We start from the raw sequence: 18,666 nt of genomic DNA, 5'->3' as shown, positions 1-18,666 counted from the left end.
AGATAAATTTTCTTAATCTTATTGAATTTTAATATGCTTATCTTAAGCATTAGATTCCACTTACAAGAAATATATCATAGGAGGATAAAATGAAACTCATTTCATGGAATATTGATTCATTAAATGCGGCTTTAACAAGTGATTCTAATAGAGCTGTATTATCAAGAGAAGTATTAAATACAATTATAAAAGAGGATGCTGATGTAATAGCCATACAAGAAACTAAATTGCCAGCCAATGGACCAAACAAAAAGCATAAGGAGATTCTTGAATCTTTATTTAAATCATATAAATATGTTTGGAGAAGTTCACAAGAACCCGCAAGAAAAAGCTATGCAGGAACTATGTTTTTGTATAAAGATAAATATTCTCCTCAAGTTTCTTACCCAGAAATCCAAGCACCGGATACTATGGATGATGAAGGGAGAATCATCACTTTGGACTTTGGCGATTTTTATATAAGTCAAGTTTATACACCAAATGCTGGTGATGGTCTTCGAAGGTTAAAAGATAGACAGTTATGGGATAAAGCTTATGCTGATTATTTAAGTGCTTTGAATGAAGAAAAACCTGTAATAGCAACCGGAGATTATAATGTTGCCCATCATGAAATAGACCTAGCAAATCCTGAGTCGAATCGTCAGTCTGCTGGTTTTACAGATGAAGAACGTGAAGGTTTCACTTATTTATTAAATAAAGGTTTTATTGATACATTTAGGCATGTACATGGACAAATAAAGGATCAATATACTTGGTGGGCTCAAAGAGTCGTCACTAGTAAAATCAATAATTCAGGCTGGAGAATTGATTACTGGTTGGTTAGTGAAAAATTAGCCAATAAAGTAAGAAAGTCTGAAATGATAGATTCTGGAGATAGACAAGATCATACACCAATATTATTAGAAATTGATTTGTGATTATAAAATATAAAACATTATAAAAATATGGAGAATACTATATGGAAATTTTACGATTTATTTTATTGGTAATCATTGGTGGTTTTATTGGTTGGATAACCAATAAAATTGCAATTAAAATGCTTTTTAGGCCTATAAATCCAGTTAAAATTCTAGGTCTTACTTTTCAAGGAGTATTTCCAAGAAGAAAAGACCAAATTGCTATCTCACTCGCTGATATCATTGAAGAAGAATTGCTGTCTAAAGAAGTCATTATGGATCAAATTCTAAGTCAAGATAGAATTGAAGAGATAAAAACAAAGTTAAAAGATAAAATTGTTGAAAAATTATCCGAATCAATTCCACCCATAGCTTCAATGTTTCTAGGTGGAGATGTTAAGTCTTTTGTAAAAAAATATATTGATAAAAATGGTGATGATATTTTCAATCAAATGCTTGATGAATTTAGGACGATAGGTTTAGAAAATTTAAACATTCATGACTTAGTCAAAAGACGTATTGATGAACTAGATTTTGTTGAATTTGAAAAAATTATCTTTGGTCTTATGAACAAAGAATTAAGATTTGTCGAAATAATTGGTTTATTTTTAGGTGCTTTTATTGGTATAATCCAATATATTATCACTATATTCTTGTAGATAAAATTAAATTTAATAACAGTATCAGAAGTTATCTGATACTGTTATTTTTATATAATGATTTTCTATGACTCTTATTTATGAGTTAATTGATGATAAATGTGATTGGCTGCAGTGTGTCCTGAAGATAAGGCCATGGTAATATTAAAACCGCCTATTGGGCCAAAGATATCAACAGTTTCACCTACAAAATATAGATGTTCGATGGTTTTACTTTCAAATGATTTTGGGTTTAAAGCTAAAGTATCAATACCACCAGCATTTACATAAGCACGTTGAATATCTTCCACATGATTAATATTTACTTCAAAATTAGTAAGGATTTCAACTAAATTAATTCTTTCTTCTTTAGTAAGATCACGGAAGGGTTTATGTCCATAATTTATTCTTGATTCGATATAAGTAGCAAGTTGATTGGGTATTAACTTGGATAATATAGTCTTTACTTGTTTAGCTTCCTTATCAAGATTGATAAAATATTGATTTAACGCATTATAATCTAAACCACAAAGAGAAAATGAAACTTTGGTATTGCCTTTTTGTAAATGATTGAATATTTGGTGGGAAGCATGAAAAATCACTGGCCCAGACAATCCAAAATGAGTGAAAATCATATCATCTTGGAATTTGCTTTTTTTACCATTAATAAATAATCTTACATTTGATAATTTTGCTCCTTTAAGTTGTTTAAAAGGTAATTGATCTTTAAAACCATAGACTGAGGTTTCCGCAGGTGTGAATTCTTTGATTGATATATTAAAATGATTAGCGAAGATTAATCCATCACCATTAGACCCCGTTTCTGGAAAACTTTTAGATCCAGTTGCAATGATTAAATATTTGCTTAGGTATTCATTTTCTTTTGTTTTTATTTGAAAATATTGTCTCTCTTTTTTTACTTCAATGACATGTTCTTTTAATTTTATTTTAGCTTTATCGATGTCTCTTGTCAGGGCAGCAAGGATGCTAGAAGCTTTACCTGTTTCAGGAAAATACTTAATTGGCGGTTCAAGTATTAGATTCAAACCTTTTTTCTTGAAGAAGGTAAGTACATCATGAGGACCAAAAGAACTCAAGGTTGAATAAAGAAACTTTTTGTGTTTGAAGTCTAGTTCATCAATAAATGCAGGAACAGATAGGTTGTTTGTAACATTTGACCGACCCCCACCAGTCATTAATAATTTTTTACCAACTTGGTCATTCTTCTCTAATAATAAAAAATTTACTTTTTCTTGAGAAAAAATATTGGCGGCCATAAGTCCTGCTGGACCCCCACCAATAATTATGGCGTCATAGATCATTGAATCACCTTCTTTCTTAATCTTTTACTTATATATTGTAACATATTTTTTTATATTGATGATAAGACATTTTTCTTTTCATTGTTTAGCTGCTTAGTCTTTATTATTCTATTTTATTAGAATAATGATATAATAAGTTATCAAAAAATATGATTTGGGGTGGCTTATGAAAAAAACGACTTTGATTACAATGAGTTTAATCACAATGATTATGCTTGGTTCAGTTTATACTTGGAGTGTATTCAGAATTCCTGTTGAAAGCTTTTATGAAATTAATACCTTTATGAGTGGACTTCCATATATGGTTTCTTTATGGTTTTATGCACTATCAATGGTTATTTCAGGAAGATTCCTAAATTTAATAAATATGAAAAAGTTTGCTTTTATTGGGGTGTTATTGATTGTCTTTGGTTGGGTAATGGCAGGGTTAACCACAACTATTTTTGGATTGGTCATCATGTATGGTGTTTTCATTGGCTTAGGTGTAGGGATACTCTATGGCATACCTATTATGATTATTCAGTCTTTATTTAATAAAAATAGTGGTTTTTATACAGGATTGGTACTTGCTGGTTTTGGTTTATCACCTTTGGTGACAGCTCCTATTATAAAAACTTTATTAAATAATGTGACTTTACACCAAACTTTTATGCTTATAGGCTTATTAAGTTTTATCATTCTAATGATCACAAGTACCAAGTTGACGAGTCTTGATAAGTCACTAGAAAAAGATGTATCGGTAGGATCGAAAATTAAGATAGATAAAGTATTTATTATCTTATATTTTCTTTTCTTGTTTGGGACAACCATAGGTTTGATGATGATTGGACTTTCTTATCAAGTAGGTGTTCAATATTATGACTTCTCGCCATCGAAGGTTACATTGGCGATGACTATGTTCGCCTTAGCTAATGGTATGTCAAGACTCTTGTTCGGTTACTTGTCTGACAGATTTAATTTAAAAAATATTATAAGATTAGCTGTTTTTATCCTTTTCTTAAGTGGGATTATTGCTTATATAAACAAGGGTAGATTCTTTGGTTTATACCTTTTATCTTTTTCTGGCTTTTGGTTTATATTAGGTGCTTGGCTAGCCATTGCTCCCAATGCAATAAAAACAATTTATGGGCTAAATAATTATTCTAAAAGATATGGAGTTTTATTTACTGCTTATGGCTTAGGAGCCATTATAGGTGTATCTGTTAGTGGACTTATTTTAGATGCATTAAAGGCGACTCAAGCTTTGTATTTAATTATTATGGGTATTTCTTTAATGTGTCTATTCGTATTGGGCGTAAAAAAGTTTACTTTAGGTCTATAATTTGATTTATATTTATTCTTGTTTTTGATTTATTGTTATTTATGGATTAAAGCCATAAATAGGTATTTTCATTTTTTTATGTATTGCTTTATTGTTTAGTATTATGCTTATGAAAGGGTAAATTATATGATAAATGTTGGTATTATTGGGGCAGGCAATATAGGCCACACCTTCTGTCAAGCTGCTTTATATTATAAAGATGATTTATGCTTATATGCGATTGCATCTAGGGATATAAAAAGAGCTAAGTTATATCAAGATAAATATTCTTTTGAGAAGACTTATAATTCATACCAAGAACTTTATAGTGATCCTCAAGTTGATCTTATCTATATAGCAACACCTCATGGATTACATTTTGAACAAATGATGGATATTTTAGATTATAAAAAACATATCTTATGTGAAAAAGCCTTCACCTTAAATGCTAGTCAAGCTGACCGGGTTTTTAAAAAGGCTAAAGTCAAACAATGTTTTGTTATGGAAGCCATGTGGACTAGGTTTTTACCAGTCATTCAAGCTATTCAAAAAGAAGTAAAAGATGGAAATATTGGAAAAGTAATGTATATAAAAGCTGACTTTTGTTTTAAGGCTGATGTTGATGAAAGTCATCGTTTATTGAATCCAAAACTAGGTGGGGGAGCCTTATTAGATGTTGGTATATATCCAATTACCTTTGCTAATATTTTTTTAGGTCAAGCTCAGTCATTTAAATCACAAGTTCAACTTAGCGATAAGGGTATAGATTTGTCAGAATCTATTGAATATTATTATCAAAACGCTAAAGCTCATTTAAAGGCATCTATCATTGAAAATCAACCTATCATAGCCTATATTTATGGTGACTTAGCTTATGTTGTCATAGAGGGTTTCTTTTATGCAGAAAAGGCTAGCGTTTATAACCATCAAAAACAGCTTATTAAAGTTATAGATATCCCACATAAAGTCAATGGCTTTGAGTATGAGATTAAGGAAGTTATTGAATGTATACATCAAAATAAACTTGAAAGTCAAATCATGTCTCATAAGGATACCATCAACATGTTAAAACAAATGGATGACTTAAGAGAAACTTGGAAGTTAAAGTATCCACAAGAAAAATGAATTTTCTTTTAAATTTCAAAATATATTTGATAAAATAGAATCACGGTTTATATAAGGAGGCATCAGATGACAAAAAAAGGTGTATTGAATTTCTTTATTACAAGTTTTAATGGTATGGCAATTGGTTTATTCTCAACCCTAATCATTGGGGTTATTATTGGTCAACTTGGTTTTTTATCAGGAAAAATAGGTTTAGATTCAATTGAAGTCGCTTTAACTAGCTTATCAACAATACTTAAAGCCTTTATGGGTATAGGTATTGGTTTTGGAATAGCTATTGCATTGAATTTAGAGGGTATTAAGTTAGTTGTTAGTGGAGTTGCAGGTGGGATTGCTACTGGTTTTTATAATGATCCTATGGTGGCTTATTTGACAACGATTTCTGTATATTTTGTCTTTATTTATTTATTAAAAAAGAAAACACCTATTGATATATTATTGGTGCCATTAACTGGAGTTATTACAGCTTTAATTATTACGAAACTTATAGGCTCACCAGTTCAAGCCACAATGACATCACTAGGTGATTTCATTCAATATGCAACGAATTTACAACCATTCTTAATGGGGCTTGTTATCGCAGTTGTTATGGGTATGGCTTTAACAGCTCCAATCTCTTCGGCAGCCATAGCTATTGCAATTTCTATTGGTGGTATCGCAGGAGGTGCTGCAGTGGTTGGTTGTAGTGTTCAAATGATTGGTTTTGCTATTATGTCTAGAAAAGATAACAATATTGGTACTGTGATTTCTATAGCAATCGGTACCTCTATGTTGCAGTTCAAAAACATCCTAAAGAAACCGATTATCTGGCTGCCAACCATTATTGTGTCTGCTATATTAGGACCTATTTCGACTTTATTATTTAAAACAGAAACAACATCAATAGGTGCTGGTATGGGTACATCTGGATTTGTTGGTCAGTTTGGAACTTTAGACGCTATGGATTATTCTTTAGGTTCTTATTTATCTATAAGTATATTGCATCTTGTATTGCCTATTATTTTAATATTTATCGTAGATTATATTTTTAGAAAAAAAGGACTTATTGTTGAAGGAGACTTAAAACTTTAATTTAAAGGAGATATTATGTTTGATTATAGCTTACAAGAAAAAGAAGAAGTTTTAAATAAGTTTTTTATTGATAAAGATAAATTAATAATGATTAGATTTCCTAAGAAGTTAAAACAAAAATACCTTTGTTTATTGTGGATTATTACTTTATTTGATACCTATAAAGCTTATTCAGAAAAAGAAGTTAATCAAATATTAGAACCAGTTCTTGATGATTATGTCATGATTAGAAGATATTTGGTTGATTATGGTTTATTAAAAAGAGAATTAGATGGATCAAAATATTGGGTAAACAATAACTGAGTTATCGCTTGATAACTCAGTTTTATTTTAGGGGCTTTCATATTTTGATGTTGACTTTTATCTATATTTATTGATATGATTAAATTAATAATTTAATTTAGGAGATCCTTATGCAAATTGCTAAAATATTAGGTCTTATACTGATTACGATTTTTATTGTCTTTCAAATACTCATTTCATACCAAATACATGTTCTTAAAGGGAAAAGAATAAAACTTTGGGTACTTATGTCTTTAATCATTATATTCTTTTTAACACTCTTGTTTGTCAATGTATTAATGGCTGGTTCACAAGAAAATACTTTCATGACTCATTTAACAAGTTTACAATCTAACTTAATAACTGGATATTTAGCAATGGTATTATTATGGGTTCTTAAGGATGTATTAACTTATAGGAGAATAAACATTTCAAAGAATCATAAACCATTTTCATTCGCAATAAAAGGCGCCGTTATATCAAAAATGATGTTTGTTGGGGTGCTAATGTTATTTTTTGAATTATTTAATCAATAAAAAATCCACATGAGTATGTGGATTTTTTTTATCTATTGTAATACAGTTCAAATTCTTTTGGATGTGGTAACTTTGATATTTCTTTTTCTTCAGTTAGTAGTTGTTTTATTTGATTATCAATCATTATTTTAGAAAAAACATTTCCAACCAATAAATATTCATAATCATTCTCTAATTCCGACGCAGCTTCTTTTAAGTTTGTCGGTAGACTTTGTATTTTGTTTTGTTCTGATGCAGGTAAGTCATAGAGATTGATATCATAGGGACCAAAGCCTAAAAGACTTGGGTCTATTTTATTTTTAATTCCATCATAAGCAGCCATCATAATGGCTGAAAAACAAAGATAAGGATTACTCATAGCATCAGGGCTTCTAAGTTCAAATCTTTTTTCATCTTCTTGGATGGTGTAGCCAGGAATTCTAATTACAGCTGATCGATTGGCTGTCGCATAAGCTAAGGTTACAGGAGCTTCAAAACCTGGGACTAATCGTTTGTATGAGTTGGTGCTAGGATTTGTAAAGGCACATAAACTTTTGGCATGCTTTAAAATTCCGCCAATAGCATAATGAGCTATTTTTGATAAGCCTGAATAGCCTGATTTATCAAAGAAAATATATTTTCCTTGATGTTTTAATTGAATATGAACATGCATACCACTACCCAATTCATTAGAGAATGGTTTTGGCATAAAACTAATGGTTTTATTCATTGATTTTGCAGTGTTTTTGAGTAGATGTTTGATTTTCATTGTCCTATCACCCATCTCTTTAACTCCAGCAAAATTGACTTCAATTTCCACTTGTCCTGGTCCGCCATTTTCTGAATGGTGGTATTTAATTGGTATATTTATCTTTTCTGCTTCAACAACAACCTTAGTTCTTAAATCATAAGAATGATCCAATGGTGAATCTAAATGATAAGCTCCATGATCTCTAACATGTAAACCTAGATTGTTTTCAGTTTTTGATGATGACCATTGGGCTTGTTCACTATCGATTTTCACTTCTAAATGATGGTCACTAATTTTGTAAGACATATGATCTAGGACGTAAAATTCATATTCCGGCCCAAGTAATATTTCATCAGAAATATTATCTTTTTTAAATAAGTTTTCTGTTTTTTCAGCAACGTAACGTGGATCATCAGAAAATCTTAGATATTGATTATCTTTAATGACATAGATATTAGCAATCACATTTATGGTTTTATATGATCTAAAAGGATCTATATAGGCTGTGGATACATCAGGAATCATCACCATATCTGATTTTTCTACAGTCAAAAAGTGATAACTTGAACCATCAAAACCAATGCCCTTTTCCATAATACTTTCATCAAGTTTATTAGATGTAATGCTTATTCTGTGCCATATGCCAAGCATATCACAAACTTTTAAATCAATGATTTCGATGTTTTCCTTCTTTACGTAAGAAATCATTTCTTGAATTGTTTTAAACATAATGCCTCCTTTATAGGTTTTTATTATATCACTTTTAAAATAAACATATAAGTGGTTATTGAAAAATAAGCACTTGTTTTGACTTATCAAAAACATATAGATAGAATAAGTCATAAAGGAGATAAAATGTCTACAGAAACTTATATAATTTACGGATTAGCGATTGTGCTATTATTAGTATCTTTTTTTAAAGATAAAGAAAAAACCAAAAAAGCTTTGATAAAAGCTTATAAAAGTTTTGTTAAACTCATGCCTGTTTTAATTCCTTTATTTCTGTTTGTGGGAATTTTATTAGCGGTTATTACCCCATCATTCATATCTTCGATTTTAGGTGAAGAATCTGGTTTTTTAGGATATGTTATTGGGATGTCTATTGGTAGTATTACTTTTATGTCACCCTTTGTTGCTTATCCTCAAGTGGCTGGATTTTTAGTCACCTTAATGAGTGTGGGACTGGTGTATTTCGCAATGGAAAGTAAGTTTTTCAATAAGAAAGCAGCGATTTATAGAAATATTATTAGTTTTATTGGAGCTATACTTGTTGTTTTAGTCGTGGTGGTGATTTACTCATGATGGTTTTTATTAAGAAAAATAAATTTTTGGTCTTATCAGTCATAGTATTAATTGTTATTACTTTTATAGATATTAAACTAACTTACAAGGCTTTAGAAAATTCTTATAAACAAATACTAAGTATGTTAATGATTGTACCTCCTATTTTTATATTAATAGGTTTGTTTGATGTTTGGATTCCAAGAGAAACCATTATTAAACTTATGGGAGAAGGATCCAAAACCAAAGGTATGGTATTGGCTTTTGTTTTAGGGGCTTTTAGTGCAGGTCCTACATTGATTGCTTTTCCGATTGCGATGATGATGTTAAAGAAAGGCGCAAAGTATTCAAATGTAATTTTCTTTTTAATGGTTTGGTCTTCTTTAAAACTACCTATCGTATTTTATCAAATAACAACACTAGGATTAAAGTTTTCTTTGATTATTAATGTGACCATGATTATTGTATTTATTATCTCTGCTTTATTGGTTGATAAAGTATTTACTAAAGATGAAAAGCTTATCTTTAATGAAAAAGCTCAAGATTATTCAAAATAAAAAGGTGGATTAATTTTCCACCTTTTTTAGTTCTTTGAGTATGTGTTCAGCTGTTTCTTTATACCATGGCATATTGAATTTTGAAATACTTTTTTCAATAAGATGATTATAAGAAGTGTTTTTTTGATTGTGGAGAAGGGTTAAAGCGTTTCTCATGAGAATGGTTTTTCCCTTCCAGAGGTAGGCCATGTCATTGTATTTTTGATTAAAATCTTTTTGAGACAAGGTAAAAAGATCTTCTATGGATACTTTTTCTTTGTTAGAAAGTTCAAATTCTGGATGGACTATTTGGCCTTTTTTGATGTTTTTTGGACAAACCATTTGGCAAATATCACAGCCAAATAAAGTGTAATTTTTCTTGATTTCTTCTTCAGAGAGGATTTTTTTACTTTGATTATAATGACTCATACATCTTTCCTGAATATAAGAACCTTCTTGTAAGGCATTGGTCGGGCAAGCTTCAATACATTTTGTACAATCCTTGCAATCATCATCTATAAGATATTTGATTTCCTGGTCTAATTTGATATCTAATAAGACATAGGCTAGAAATATATATGACCCATAGTCTTTATTGATTATTAGTTGGTTTTTTGCAAAATAACCTAAGCCAGCTATACTAGCGGCCAAGCGTTCGTCTAGAGGATGATTGTCTACCCCATATTCATAGGCAAAATCAAAATGATCACAGATTGATTGAATTTTCTCTTTCATTACAAGATGATAATCTTTTCCAAAAGTATAAAAAGAAGCAACCAAATGTGTATGGTTTTGTTTAATCATTCTTTTTGGGTAAGCTAAAGCCAAGACAACCATAGTAGGAAATTTCTTGTCTGGGATAGCCTTATTCATTAACTTAGCTTTTTCTATATATTCTTTTGTGTGAATAACACCGACTAAGTCAAACTCTTTTTTGAAAATATTTTTAATCTCAATTGATTTCATGGCTTTATCCTTTATTAATCTTTAATCTATTTTACCATATTTATTTAAAATCTTAAATTCCCATGAATAAATAGGGTATTCTATTAAAGAAAAGTTATCAAATATGGTAAGATATAAAAAAAGGGGGATTTATAATGAAAAAATTTTATCTTATGTTTTCTATAGGATTTTTAGCTTTAGCCGTTCTTGCTTGTTCAACGACGGGAGAAGAAACAAGTGAATTGAATACTTCAAATACAGAAAATTTAACGACGAATGAAGGCTCATCGACAGCCAATAATTCAACGACTGACTTTCAGCCCTTAGAACCTTTAAGAGTGGGGATGGATTTAAGGTATCCACCATTTGAAACGACAACCATTGGAACCAACAAACCTGAAGGAATTTCTGTTGATATCGCTTATGCTCTAGGAGATTATCTCGGAAGAACTGTTGAAATTGTCAATACAAATTTTGCTTCTATTATACCTGCCATTAATGCTGGCAATATTGATATAGCCATTGCTTCTATGAGTATTACACCTGAAAGAGAAGAATCAGTGGATTTCTCTGAACCTTATTTTTATTTCAAGATTATTTCTTTGGTTAACCAAGATTTTGCTGATGAGCATGGATTAACTGAAGATTCAACTGTTGAAGATATTTTAGCCATTGAAGAGACTAGATATATCGGTGTTGTGTCTCAAGTATCTACCTCTATCCCAGAATCATATGGTAAAGACGTTACTGAAGCTATCGATTTAGTCACTGCTGTTGAATCAGTTGCTAATGGATATGCTGACATCTTATTAATGTCTGCCAATCCAGTTGTAGCTGGCTATAATGCCAATAAGAGCCGTACGATGGTTATATGGGATTCATTTCAATCAAGCGCCATTGGTATGGCTGTTAAATCAGGAAATACTGAACTTCTAACACAAGTAAATAATTTTATAGGAACTTTTAGCGACCAAGACGGATTGTATGATCAACTTGCTGAGGATTGGGATGAGGTGCTATTGGCTCAGTTAGGAAGGTACGGACTTGAGTTCTATATTAACGAATAAAGTTAGGACTTTTATTGCTTATTTATTAGCAATATTAACGCTTATTGCCCTAATAATCTTTATTGCATTAAGACAAACATCAGAATTAGATTTTACCATGTATAAGCCCTATGAACCTATCATCATTGATGGTATGAAAAATACCATTATTGTATCTGTTTTAGCTTTAATAGGGTCAATGATATTAGGTTTTATCTTTTTCTTGATGCAAAAATCTAAAATTAAATACTTTAATGCTTTGATTGATGTTTTAACTGAGATAGTATATGGAACACCATTAATGGTCTTAATTATTCTAATGGGTTTTTTAATTGGTCCAGCTTTTGGTTTAAGGGACATTACTTATGTTGGGGTCTATGCCTTGGTTATTTATATGGCTCCTTACATGAAAAATGTCTTTAAATCAGCTTTTTCTTCTATTTCGGATGAACAATATTTAGCCATGGATCTTTTTGGTTTCACATCTTTTCAAAGATATCTTTATATCATTTTTCCTCAGGCGATAAGAATATTAATGCCTCCGATGATGAATAATTTTTCTTTGATTATTAAGGGTTCTGCACTCTTGCATTTCTTAAGTTATTTTGAATTATTTCAAGCCATTTCATCTGCACAATCAAGGACATTTGCTTTCGTGGAAGGTTATTTATTAATGTGGGTTCTTTATTTAATTATTACTATTCCATTATCACAAATGACAAAGTGGATAGAAAGGAAATGGTCATTATGAAAATTCAAATTGAAAATATTACTCATCAATACGATGTTCATGTATTAAAAGACTTAAATTTTATCTTAGAAAACCATCACTCTATCGCTATTATTGGTGTTTCTGGTTCTGGTAAGTCAACTTTACTAAGATTGATGTCTGGTGTAGAAAAACCAACAATAGGAGATATATACATTAATGACATGAGTGTAAGGGATCCTAATCATAAAAAGAGAGTTGGTTTTGTATTTCAAAATCATAATTTATTTCCTCATTTAACATTAAAGAGAAATATTACTTTAGTCTTAGAAAAAACAAGAAAAATTGGTAAAGATCAGGCCAATGCAATTGCTGAAAAATATTTGAATTTATTGCATTTATCTGATCAAATGAAAAAAAAGCCTAATAAAGTTTCTGGCGGACAGGCTCAAAGAGCTTCTATCGCTAGAGCATTATCGATTAATCCTGAATTTATATTTTTGGATGAACCTACAGCCTCATTAGATCCAATTTTAACTTATGAAGTATTAACCGCTGTTGAAGAGTTAAAAGATTTAGGAAAAGAATTTATTTTTGTGACCCATGTCCTTAGCTTTGTAAGGGATTTTGCAGACTATGTTATTTTTATGCATGATGGGCAAATTAGAGAACATGGTAAACCTGAAATATTGGATTATCCTAAAACATATGAACTTAAGGAATTTATGAAAAAAGTGAGATAAGTATGCATTATAAAAAATATAAACACATATTACAAGCCAATGGTAGGCTAAATTTAACAAGAGGTTGTATTCATGCTTGTATATATTGTGATTCTAGAAGTGACTGTTATCAAATGAACCATGATTTTACTGATATTGAAATTAAAGAAGATGCAGCTATGATGCTTGATCAAGAGTTATCTAGAAAAAAGAAGAAGATTATGATTAAAACAGGGGCTATGAGTGATCCTTTTATGGATTTAGAACCTGTATTAAAGCAAACTAGAGCCTGTTTTGAAGTGATTTCAAAACATGGTTTTCCCTTGTCTTTTCAAACAAAATCAGATTTATTTCTTAAAGATTTAGATTTATTAAAAAAAATTCATAAAACTTCTCGCTTAGTTGTACAAATGACTATTACTTGTATGGATGATGATTTATCATTAAAAATAGAACCAAATGTGACTTCAACATCCGCTAGATTTGAAGCTATAAAAATATTAAGAGATTTAAATATACCAGTCATTTTATGGATATCTCCTTTGTTACCTTATATCAATGATGATTTAGATAATTTAAAAGCAATATTAAATAGATCTAAAGAGTTGGGTGTTAAGGGTGTTATTTGGTATGGTGCTGGCTTAACTTTAAGAAGGGGTAATCGGGAGTATTTTTACCAACAATTAGATAGATTGTATCCTGGATTAAAGAAAAAATATATAGAAGAGTTTGGTTTTAGATACCATGTGATGAGTAAAAATAATGAAGAATTAACCAATTATCTTCACAATTTTTGTGAAAAATTTGGTATCATGTATAAGGAAGATGAAATTTGGGATTATATCAATTATTTTGATAACAGAAATCCCAATCAATTATCTTTGTTTTAATGAAAAGGAGTGAAATAATGATAGCGTTAGGATCAGATCATGCAGGTTTGCCATTAAAAAAAGTAATTATGGAATATTTAGATGAACTTAAGTTAGATTACAAGGACTATGGAACTTACTCAAATCAATCAGTCCACTATCCAGAATATGGTTTAAAAGCAGCACAAGCTGTAGCTTCAGGAGAATGTGAAAAAGGCATTATTTTTTGTGGAACTGGTGTAGGTATTTCTATAACAGCCAATAAGGTTAAAGGTATTCGTTGTGTCAATTGTTCTGAACCGTATTCAGCACAAATGTCTAGAGAACATAATGACGCTAATATGTTAGCCTTAGGGTCAAGGGTTGTTGGAGATGAACTTGCTAAAATGATTGTAAAGATTTGGTTGGAGACTAGCTTTTTAGGAGATCGCCACCAAATTCGAGTGGACCAAATAAAAGAAATTGATGAAACAGGAGAAATTAAATAGCCGCTGAAAAGCGGTTATTTTTGAAAATGACTATGATAGAAAATTACTTATTTGATTTAGATGGGACATTGTTACCCCTTGATGAAGATGTTTTTTTACAAAAATACTTAGGGCTTTTATCTAAAAAATTTATTGAATTGGGCTATGATTCTAAAGTCATGATTGATCGGTTATGGCAAGGAACTAAAGCCATGGTTAATAATAACGGATTATATTCTAATGAAGAGGTTTTCTGGAATATTTTTCATCCAGAAATAGAAGGTAGACAAGCCTTAAAGATTAAGCTAGAAAACTTTTATAAAAATGAGTTTTCTCATGTCTTTGATTCAACTTCTCCTAATCCATTTTCTAAGAAAATCATAGAAAATTTAAAAGTAAAAGGCAAAAGAGTGTTTTTGTTGACGAATCCTATTTTTCCATTAGTCGCTACACAAAGAAGAGTTGAGTGGGCTGGATTAAATATAGATGATTTTGAACTAGTAACGACTTATGAAAATTCAGCCTATGCTAAACCAAATATCGAATATTACGATAGTATTCTTAAAAACTATAATTTAGATCCAAAAATGACAATTATGGTTGGAAATGATGCTTATGAGGATATGATAGTTCAAGAATTAGGTGTGAAAGTCTATTTAGTTAAAGATTGCTTAAAGAACAATCAAAATTTAGATATCAGTCATTTTGATCAAGGTTCTCTTGAAGATTTTTATAAAAAATATATCGATTAAATTGACTTTTTATTAATTTTAAAGTATTATGTGTGACATAGTAATTGGAGGTCACATGAAAAAGTCATCATTAGGAGAATTACTTGCTGATTCAATCACACATGGTCTAGGTGCTTTGTTGTCTATACTTGGTTTAATCTTATTAATCATTAAAGCTGATACAACAATGGGTTATATATCCGGGATTATCTATGGTTTTTGTTTATTCTTTTTATATTTATCTAGTACTTTATTTCATAGTTTTCCCGATTTTTTTAAAAGAACAAGGGCTGTATTTCAAAGATTTGATCATTCTGCTATTTTCTTATTAATTGTAGGAACCTATACCCCTATAATTTTACATACCTTAGAATTATCTTTTGCCTTAATCTATTTATCTATAATGTGGACCTTAACCATTACTGGTATTGTCTTTAAGGCCATATGGATAAAGAAATACCAATATGTTCATTTAGCCATATACTTGTTGATGGGTTGGTCTGTGGTTTTTGTATGGAATGATGTGTATCCATTAATAAAACCTCAGTTATGGTTCTTGGTATTTGGTGGTTTATCATATACTCTTGGTGTGGTTTTTTATCTAGCTAAATTTAAATATCATCATTTTATATGGCATTTATTTGTAATGATAGGCAGTTTACTACATTACCTAGTGATATATCAAATTATCTTATAAATTGAGAGACCTTAGGTCTCTTTTTCTTTTAAGCACATCTTTTGAATTCGAAATAAATATATGAGATAATAAGAGTACAAATATAGAAAGGGAGTTGAATGAAAAAATGAAACATATTTTACCAGAACTAACTTATAATTATAAAGACTTAGAACCTTATATTGATGCTTTAACTATGGAGATTCATTATAGTAAACACCACCAAGGATACATCACTAAGTATGTTAATGCTTTAGAGGGGCATAATGATTTGCTAGATAAAGATGTTGAAGAAGTTTTAAAGAACTTAGATCTTGTGCCTGAAGGAAAAAAACAAGCAGTTATTAATAATGGTGGAGGTTATTATAACCATCGATTATTTTGGACAATTCTTTCACCGAAAGAATCTAAAATGTCAAGTGATTTAGAAAAAGCCATCAATAATCAATTTGGTTCTTTTGATCAGTTCAAAGAAGAATTTATGCAAGCAGCCAATACTAGATTTGGAAGTGGTTGGGCATGGTTAGTCGTGACTAATGACAAGAAGTTAAAAGTTGTTTCAACAGCCAATCAAGATACACCATTTGATATGGGACAACCTATCCTAGCACTTGATGTTTGGGAACATGCTTATTACTTAAACTATCAAAATAAACGTCCTGAATACGTTGAAAACTTCTTTAAAGTGATTAATTGGGAACAAGTTTCAAAATATTATCAAGCATTAGTATAAATAAAGATTAAGTCTGTGTTGATTCACAGACTTTTTTAATGTAATTTTTTATTAAATTATGCATTAAGTGTTATAATATAATGCGTGGTGGTGATTGTATGAAAAAATGTTTAATTGTTGTCGATTATCAAAATGATTTTATTGATGGGTCTTTAGGTTTCAAAAATGCTTTGGAAATTAAAGATCAAATTATCAATAAAGTAAAAAATTATCGATTTAATGATCATGACATCATCTTTACTAAAGATACACATGACTTTGATTACTTAAATACAGAAGAAGGCAAACACTTACCGGTTGATCACTGTATCAAGGGTAGTAGAGGACATGAAATTCAAGAAGATGTTTTAAAGTTAATTGATAAGGAAGATATGATTTTCGAAAAAAAGACTTTTCCTTCAATTGATTTAGGTATATATTTAAAAGATAAGGGCTATGAGTTTATTGAATTGTGTGGTTTAGTTTCCAATATTTGTGTGATATCGAATGCTGTGATTGCTAAAGCTGCTTTGCCCAATGCTCATATACTTGTTGATGCTCTAGCTACGGCTTCAGCTGATGATGTTTTGCATAAAAAATCTTTAGATGTAATGGAGGGACTTCATATAGAAGTTATAAACAGATGAATAAAGCGATGGTAATAGATTTTTATGAATTAACAATGGCCAATGGGTATTTTGAATCTGGAATGAAAGATCAAATAGCCTATTTTGATTTATATTATAGAAAAAATCCGGATGGTGGAGGTTATGCTTTATTTGCAGGACTTGAAACGATTATGGATTTTATTGATGATTTGAGTTTTGACGATGAGGATATTGAATTCTTAAAATCAAAAAAAATGTTTTCAGAGGGTTTTTTAAAATATTTAAGAAATTTTAAATTCTCTGGTGATATTTATTCTTTTAAAGAAGGTAGCATTATTTTCCCTAATGAGCCTATTGTCACCATTAAAGCACCCATTATAGAAGCTCAGATATTAGAAACTTATTTATTACAAGTGATTAATCATCAAACGCTTATAGCAACAAAAGCATCAAGAATAAAATACGCAGCCAAGGGTAGAACTGTGATTGAAATGGGTGCTCGTCGTGCTCAAGGGTTAACGGCTTCATTGAATGGGGCTCGCGCTGCTTATATAGGTGGTATAGATGCAACATCTAATGTCATTAGTGATCAAGTGTATGGAGTACCATCTGGTGGAACGATGGCCCATTCTTGGATTCAGATGTTTGATTCTGAATATGAGGCTTTTAAAACTTACGCCAATATTTATCCGAATCATTCAACTTTTTTGTTGGATACTTATGATACTTTAAGTTCTGGTGTTCCTAATGCCATTAGGGTTATTAAAGAAGTCTTAATACCTAAGGGTGTTAAGAAATATTCAGTAAGAATTGATTCTGGAGACTTAACTTATTTATCTAAAGCAACAAGAAAATTATTAGATCAAGCTGGTTTAGAAAACTGCACAATCACCGTCAGCAACTCATTAGATGAAAGAATTATTAAAGATTTATTAATTCAAGGTGCGCCAATTGATATTTTTGGTGTTGGTGAAAGATTAATTACTGCGAAAAGTGACCCAGTATTTGGTTCCGTTTATAAATTAGTGGCTATAGAAGAAAATAATGAAATCGTTCCTAAAATAAAAATATCTGATAATGTTGAAAAAATTACAACACCTCATTTTAAAACAGTTTGGCGTATTATGGATGAAGAAGGTCATTTTGATGCGGATTTGATTTCTTTGGATAGTGAAAAGCTTAATACAAAAAAACCTCTGACTATTTTTGATCCTATTAATATTTGGAAACAAAAAACATTTGATAATTATCAACTTATACAAATGCATGAAATTATCTATGAAAATGGCCAAAGAGTCTATGAAAGACCTTCATTAAAAGAAATCAGAGATTTTGCTCAAAATCAGTTAAATTCGCTATGGCCAGAAGTTAGACGTTTTGATTTCCCTCATCAATATTACGTAGATTTATCAAAAGCACTATGGAAAATCAAAAATAAAATGATTGAAGATTTAAGAGGATAAA

The 18,666-nt window shown here is 30.2% G+C and carries 22 protein-coding genes; 19 read left to right on the top strand and 3 right to left on the bottom strand.

Annotated features, from left to right (window positions below; translation table 11 throughout):
* The first annotated feature begins 89 nt into the window (after positions 1-89).
* Together HF295_RS03490 and HF295_RS03485 are read left to right on the top strand one after the other, a co-directional pair.
* A complete protein-coding gene (locus HF295_RS03490; protein WP_312032466.1) occupies positions 90-917 on the top strand; it encodes an exodeoxyribonuclease III in 828 nt (275 codons plus the stop codon).
* Positions 918-958: 41 nt separating this feature from the next.
* Positions 959-1,555 carry a DUF445 domain-containing protein gene (locus HF295_RS03485; protein ID WP_312032465.1) on the top strand — a complete coding sequence of 199 codons (597 nt, stop codon included), beginning with the start codon at positions 959-961 and terminating at the stop codon, positions 1,553-1,555.
* A gap of 74 nt (positions 1,556-1,629) precedes the next feature.
* Here the strand turns inward: HF295_RS03485 and HF295_RS03480 are convergent, their stop codons facing one another.
* A complete protein-coding gene (locus HF295_RS03480) occupies positions 1,630-2,856 on the bottom strand; it encodes a BaiN/RdsA family NAD(P)/FAD-dependent oxidoreductase (protein WP_312032464.1) in 1,227 nt (408 codons plus the stop codon).
* Positions 2,857-3,022: 166 nt separating this feature from the next.
* Between HF295_RS03480 and HF295_RS03475 the strand changes: the two genes are divergently transcribed.
* The 5 genes from HF295_RS03475 (at position 3,023) to HF295_RS03455 (ending at position 7,170) form a co-directional block, all read left to right on the top strand.
* Positions 3,023-4,177 (top strand): MFS transporter, encoded by a 1,155-nt coding sequence (locus HF295_RS03475; protein ID WP_312032463.1) that lies wholly within the window; start codon positions 3,023-3,025, stop codon positions 4,175-4,177.
* A 126-nt stretch (positions 4,178-4,303) separates the two neighbouring features.
* Positions 4,304-5,281, top strand: a complete 978-nt coding sequence (locus HF295_RS03470) for a Gfo/Idh/MocA family protein (protein ID WP_312032462.1) — start codon at positions 4,304-4,306, stop codon at positions 5,279-5,281.
* A gap of 66 nt (positions 5,282-5,347) precedes the next feature.
* On the top strand, positions 5,348-6,352 hold the full coding sequence (locus tag HF295_RS03465) for a PTS sugar transporter subunit IIC (RefSeq protein WP_312032461.1): 1,005 nt from the start codon (positions 5,348-5,350) through the stop codon (positions 6,350-6,352).
* Between the two features lie 15 nt (positions 6,353-6,367).
* Positions 6,368-6,655: a DUF2087 domain-containing protein gene (locus HF295_RS03460; protein WP_312032460.1), complete on the top strand. Its 288-nt coding sequence runs from the start codon at positions 6,368-6,370 to the stop codon at positions 6,653-6,655.
* Between the two features lie 110 nt (positions 6,656-6,765).
* Positions 6,766-7,170, top strand: coding sequence for a hypothetical protein (locus HF295_RS03455; protein ID WP_312032459.1), 405 nt, complete (start codon positions 6,766-6,768; stop codon positions 7,168-7,170).
* 28 nt (positions 7,171-7,198) lie between these two features.
* On the opposite strand, the gene glnA is transcribed toward HF295_RS03455, so the two are convergent.
* Positions 7,199-8,629 (bottom strand): type I glutamate--ammonia ligase, encoded by a 1,431-nt coding sequence (gene glnA / locus HF295_RS03450; protein WP_312032458.1) that lies wholly within the window; start codon positions 8,627-8,629, stop codon positions 7,199-7,201.
* A 126-nt stretch (positions 8,630-8,755) separates the two neighbouring features.
* Here glnA and HF295_RS03445 point away from each other — a divergent pair, with 126 nt between their 5' ends.
* Together HF295_RS03445 and HF295_RS03440 are read left to right on the top strand one after the other, a co-directional pair.
* A complete protein-coding gene (locus HF295_RS03445; RefSeq protein WP_312032457.1) occupies positions 8,756-9,202 on the top strand; it encodes a hypothetical protein in 447 nt (148 codons plus the stop codon).
* Entirely contained in the window at positions 9,199-9,738 is a 540-nt protein-coding gene (locus HF295_RS03440) for a permease (RefSeq protein ID WP_312032456.1), read from the top strand. Before HF295_RS03445 ends, HF295_RS03440 begins: the two co-directional genes overlap by 4 nt.
* Positions 9,739-9,747: 9 nt before the next feature.
* Here HF295_RS03440 and HF295_RS03435 read toward each other — a convergent pair whose 3' ends face one another.
* Positions 9,748-10,683 carry an epoxyqueuosine reductase gene (locus tag HF295_RS03435; RefSeq protein ID WP_312032455.1) on the bottom strand — a complete coding sequence of 312 codons (936 nt, stop codon included), beginning with the start codon at positions 10,681-10,683 and terminating at the stop codon, positions 9,748-9,750.
* A 134-nt stretch (positions 10,684-10,817) separates the two neighbouring features.
* On the opposite strand from HF295_RS03435, the gene HF295_RS03430 reads away from it, so the two are divergent.
* The 10 genes from HF295_RS03430 (at position 10,818) to HF295_RS03385 (ending at position 18,665) form a co-directional block, all read left to right on the top strand.
* On the top strand, positions 10,818-11,729 hold the full coding sequence (locus tag HF295_RS03430; protein ID WP_312032454.1) for a transporter substrate-binding domain-containing protein: 912 nt from the start codon (positions 10,818-10,820) through the stop codon (positions 11,727-11,729).
* Positions 11,707-12,459: an amino acid ABC transporter permease gene (locus HF295_RS03425; RefSeq protein ID WP_312032453.1), complete on the top strand. Its 753-nt coding sequence runs from the start codon at positions 11,707-11,709 to the stop codon at positions 12,457-12,459. The genes HF295_RS03430 and HF295_RS03425 overlap by 23 nt, the downstream gene beginning before the upstream one ends.
* Positions 12,456-13,160: an amino acid ABC transporter ATP-binding protein gene (locus HF295_RS03420; RefSeq protein ID WP_312032452.1), complete on the top strand. Its 705-nt coding sequence runs from the start codon at positions 12,456-12,458 to the stop codon at positions 13,158-13,160. Before HF295_RS03425 ends, HF295_RS03420 begins: the two co-directional genes overlap by 4 nt.
* A 2-nt stretch (positions 13,161-13,162) precedes the next feature.
* Positions 13,163-14,029, top strand: coding sequence for an SPL family radical SAM protein (locus tag HF295_RS03415; RefSeq protein WP_312032451.1), 867 nt, complete (start codon positions 13,163-13,165; stop codon positions 14,027-14,029).
* A gap of 17 nt (positions 14,030-14,046) precedes the next feature.
* Entirely contained in the window at positions 14,047-14,496 is a 450-nt protein-coding gene (rpiB, locus tag HF295_RS03410; RefSeq protein WP_312032450.1) for a ribose 5-phosphate isomerase B, read from the top strand.
* A 26-nt stretch (positions 14,497-14,522) separates the two neighbouring features.
* Positions 14,523-15,227 (top strand): HAD family hydrolase, encoded by a 705-nt coding sequence (locus HF295_RS03405; RefSeq protein ID WP_312032603.1) that lies wholly within the window; start codon positions 14,523-14,525, stop codon positions 15,225-15,227.
* Positions 15,228-15,282: 55 nt separating this feature from the next.
* The gene (trhA, locus tag HF295_RS03400) at positions 15,283-15,903 is read left to right on the top strand and encodes a PAQR family membrane homeostasis protein TrhA (protein WP_312032449.1); all 621 of its coding nucleotides are present in this window, start codon (positions 15,283-15,285) and stop codon (positions 15,901-15,903) included.
* A gap of 106 nt (positions 15,904-16,009) precedes the next feature.
* Positions 16,010-16,615 carry a superoxide dismutase gene (locus HF295_RS03395; RefSeq protein ID WP_312032448.1) on the top strand — a complete coding sequence of 202 codons (606 nt, stop codon included), beginning with the start codon at positions 16,010-16,012 and terminating at the stop codon, positions 16,613-16,615.
* Positions 16,616-16,713: 98 nt separating this feature from the next.
* Positions 16,714-17,241: a cysteine hydrolase family protein gene (locus HF295_RS03390; RefSeq protein ID WP_312032447.1), complete on the top strand. Its 528-nt coding sequence runs from the start codon at positions 16,714-16,716 to the stop codon at positions 17,239-17,241.
* Positions 17,242-17,249: 8 nt separating this feature from the next.
* Positions 17,250-18,665: a nicotinate phosphoribosyltransferase gene (locus tag HF295_RS03385; RefSeq protein ID WP_312032446.1), complete on the top strand. Its 1,416-nt coding sequence runs from the start codon at positions 17,250-17,252 to the stop codon at positions 18,663-18,665.
* Position 18,666 lies beyond the last annotated feature (1 nt).

Origin of the sequence: Hujiaoplasma nucleasis, assembly GCF_013745115.1 — a bacterium.
Classification (GTDB): Bacteria; Bacillota_I; Bacilli_A; order Izemoplasmatales; family Hujiaoplasmataceae; genus Hujiaoplasma; species Hujiaoplasma nucleasis.
Note: the sequence above shows the minus strand (reverse complement) of the source record. Positions and strands in the feature narration are given on the sequence as shown.

Coding starts and splice junctions, on each gene's coding strand:
- HF295_RS03490 (WP_312032466.1), top strand. CDS start 90: ATGAAACTCATTTCATGGAATATTGATTCATTAAATGCGGCTTTAACA.
- HF295_RS03485 (WP_312032465.1), top strand. CDS start 959: ATGGAAATTTTACGATTTATTTTATTGGTAATCATTGGTGGTTTTATT.
- HF295_RS03480 (WP_312032464.1), bottom strand. CDS start 2,856: ATGATCTATGACGCCATAATTATTGGTGGGGGTCCAGCAGGACTTATG.
- HF295_RS03475 (WP_312032463.1), top strand. CDS start 3,023: ATGAAAAAAACGACTTTGATTACAATGAGTTTAATCACAATGATTATG.
- HF295_RS03470 (WP_312032462.1), top strand. CDS start 4,304: ATGATAAATGTTGGTATTATTGGGGCAGGCAATATAGGCCACACCTTC.
- HF295_RS03465 (WP_312032461.1), top strand. CDS start 5,348: ATGACAAAAAAAGGTGTATTGAATTTCTTTATTACAAGTTTTAATGGT.
- HF295_RS03460 (WP_312032460.1), top strand. CDS start 6,368: ATGTTTGATTATAGCTTACAAGAAAAAGAAGAAGTTTTAAATAAGTTT.
- HF295_RS03455 (WP_312032459.1), top strand. CDS start 6,766: ATGCAAATTGCTAAAATATTAGGTCTTATACTGATTACGATTTTTATT.
- glnA (WP_312032458.1), bottom strand. CDS start 8,629: ATGTTTAAAACAATTCAAGAAATGATTTCTTACGTAAAGAAGGAAAAC.
- HF295_RS03445 (WP_312032457.1), top strand. CDS start 8,756: ATGTCTACAGAAACTTATATAATTTACGGATTAGCGATTGTGCTATTA.
- HF295_RS03440 (WP_312032456.1), top strand. CDS start 9,199: ATGATGGTTTTTATTAAGAAAAATAAATTTTTGGTCTTATCAGTCATA.
- HF295_RS03435 (WP_312032455.1), bottom strand. CDS start 10,683: ATGAAATCAATTGAGATTAAAAATATTTTCAAAAAAGAGTTTGACTTA.
- HF295_RS03430 (WP_312032454.1), top strand. CDS start 10,818: ATGAAAAAATTTTATCTTATGTTTTCTATAGGATTTTTAGCTTTAGCC.
- HF295_RS03420 (WP_312032452.1), top strand. CDS start 12,456: ATGAAAATTCAAATTGAAAATATTACTCATCAATACGATGTTCATGTA.
- HF295_RS03415 (WP_312032451.1), top strand. CDS start 13,163: ATGCATTATAAAAAATATAAACACATATTACAAGCCAATGGTAGGCTA.
- rpiB (WP_312032450.1), top strand. CDS start 14,047: ATGATAGCGTTAGGATCAGATCATGCAGGTTTGCCATTAAAAAAAGTA.
- HF295_RS03405 (WP_312032603.1), top strand. CDS start 14,523: ATGACTATGATAGAAAATTACTTATTTGATTTAGATGGGACATTGTTA.
- trhA (WP_312032449.1), top strand. CDS start 15,283: ATGAAAAAGTCATCATTAGGAGAATTACTTGCTGATTCAATCACACAT.
- HF295_RS03395 (WP_312032448.1), top strand. CDS start 16,010: ATGAAACATATTTTACCAGAACTAACTTATAATTATAAAGACTTAGAA.
- HF295_RS03390 (WP_312032447.1), top strand. CDS start 16,714: ATGAAAAAATGTTTAATTGTTGTCGATTATCAAAATGATTTTATTGAT.
- HF295_RS03385 (WP_312032446.1), top strand. CDS start 17,250: ATGGTAATAGATTTTTATGAATTAACAATGGCCAATGGGTATTTTGAA.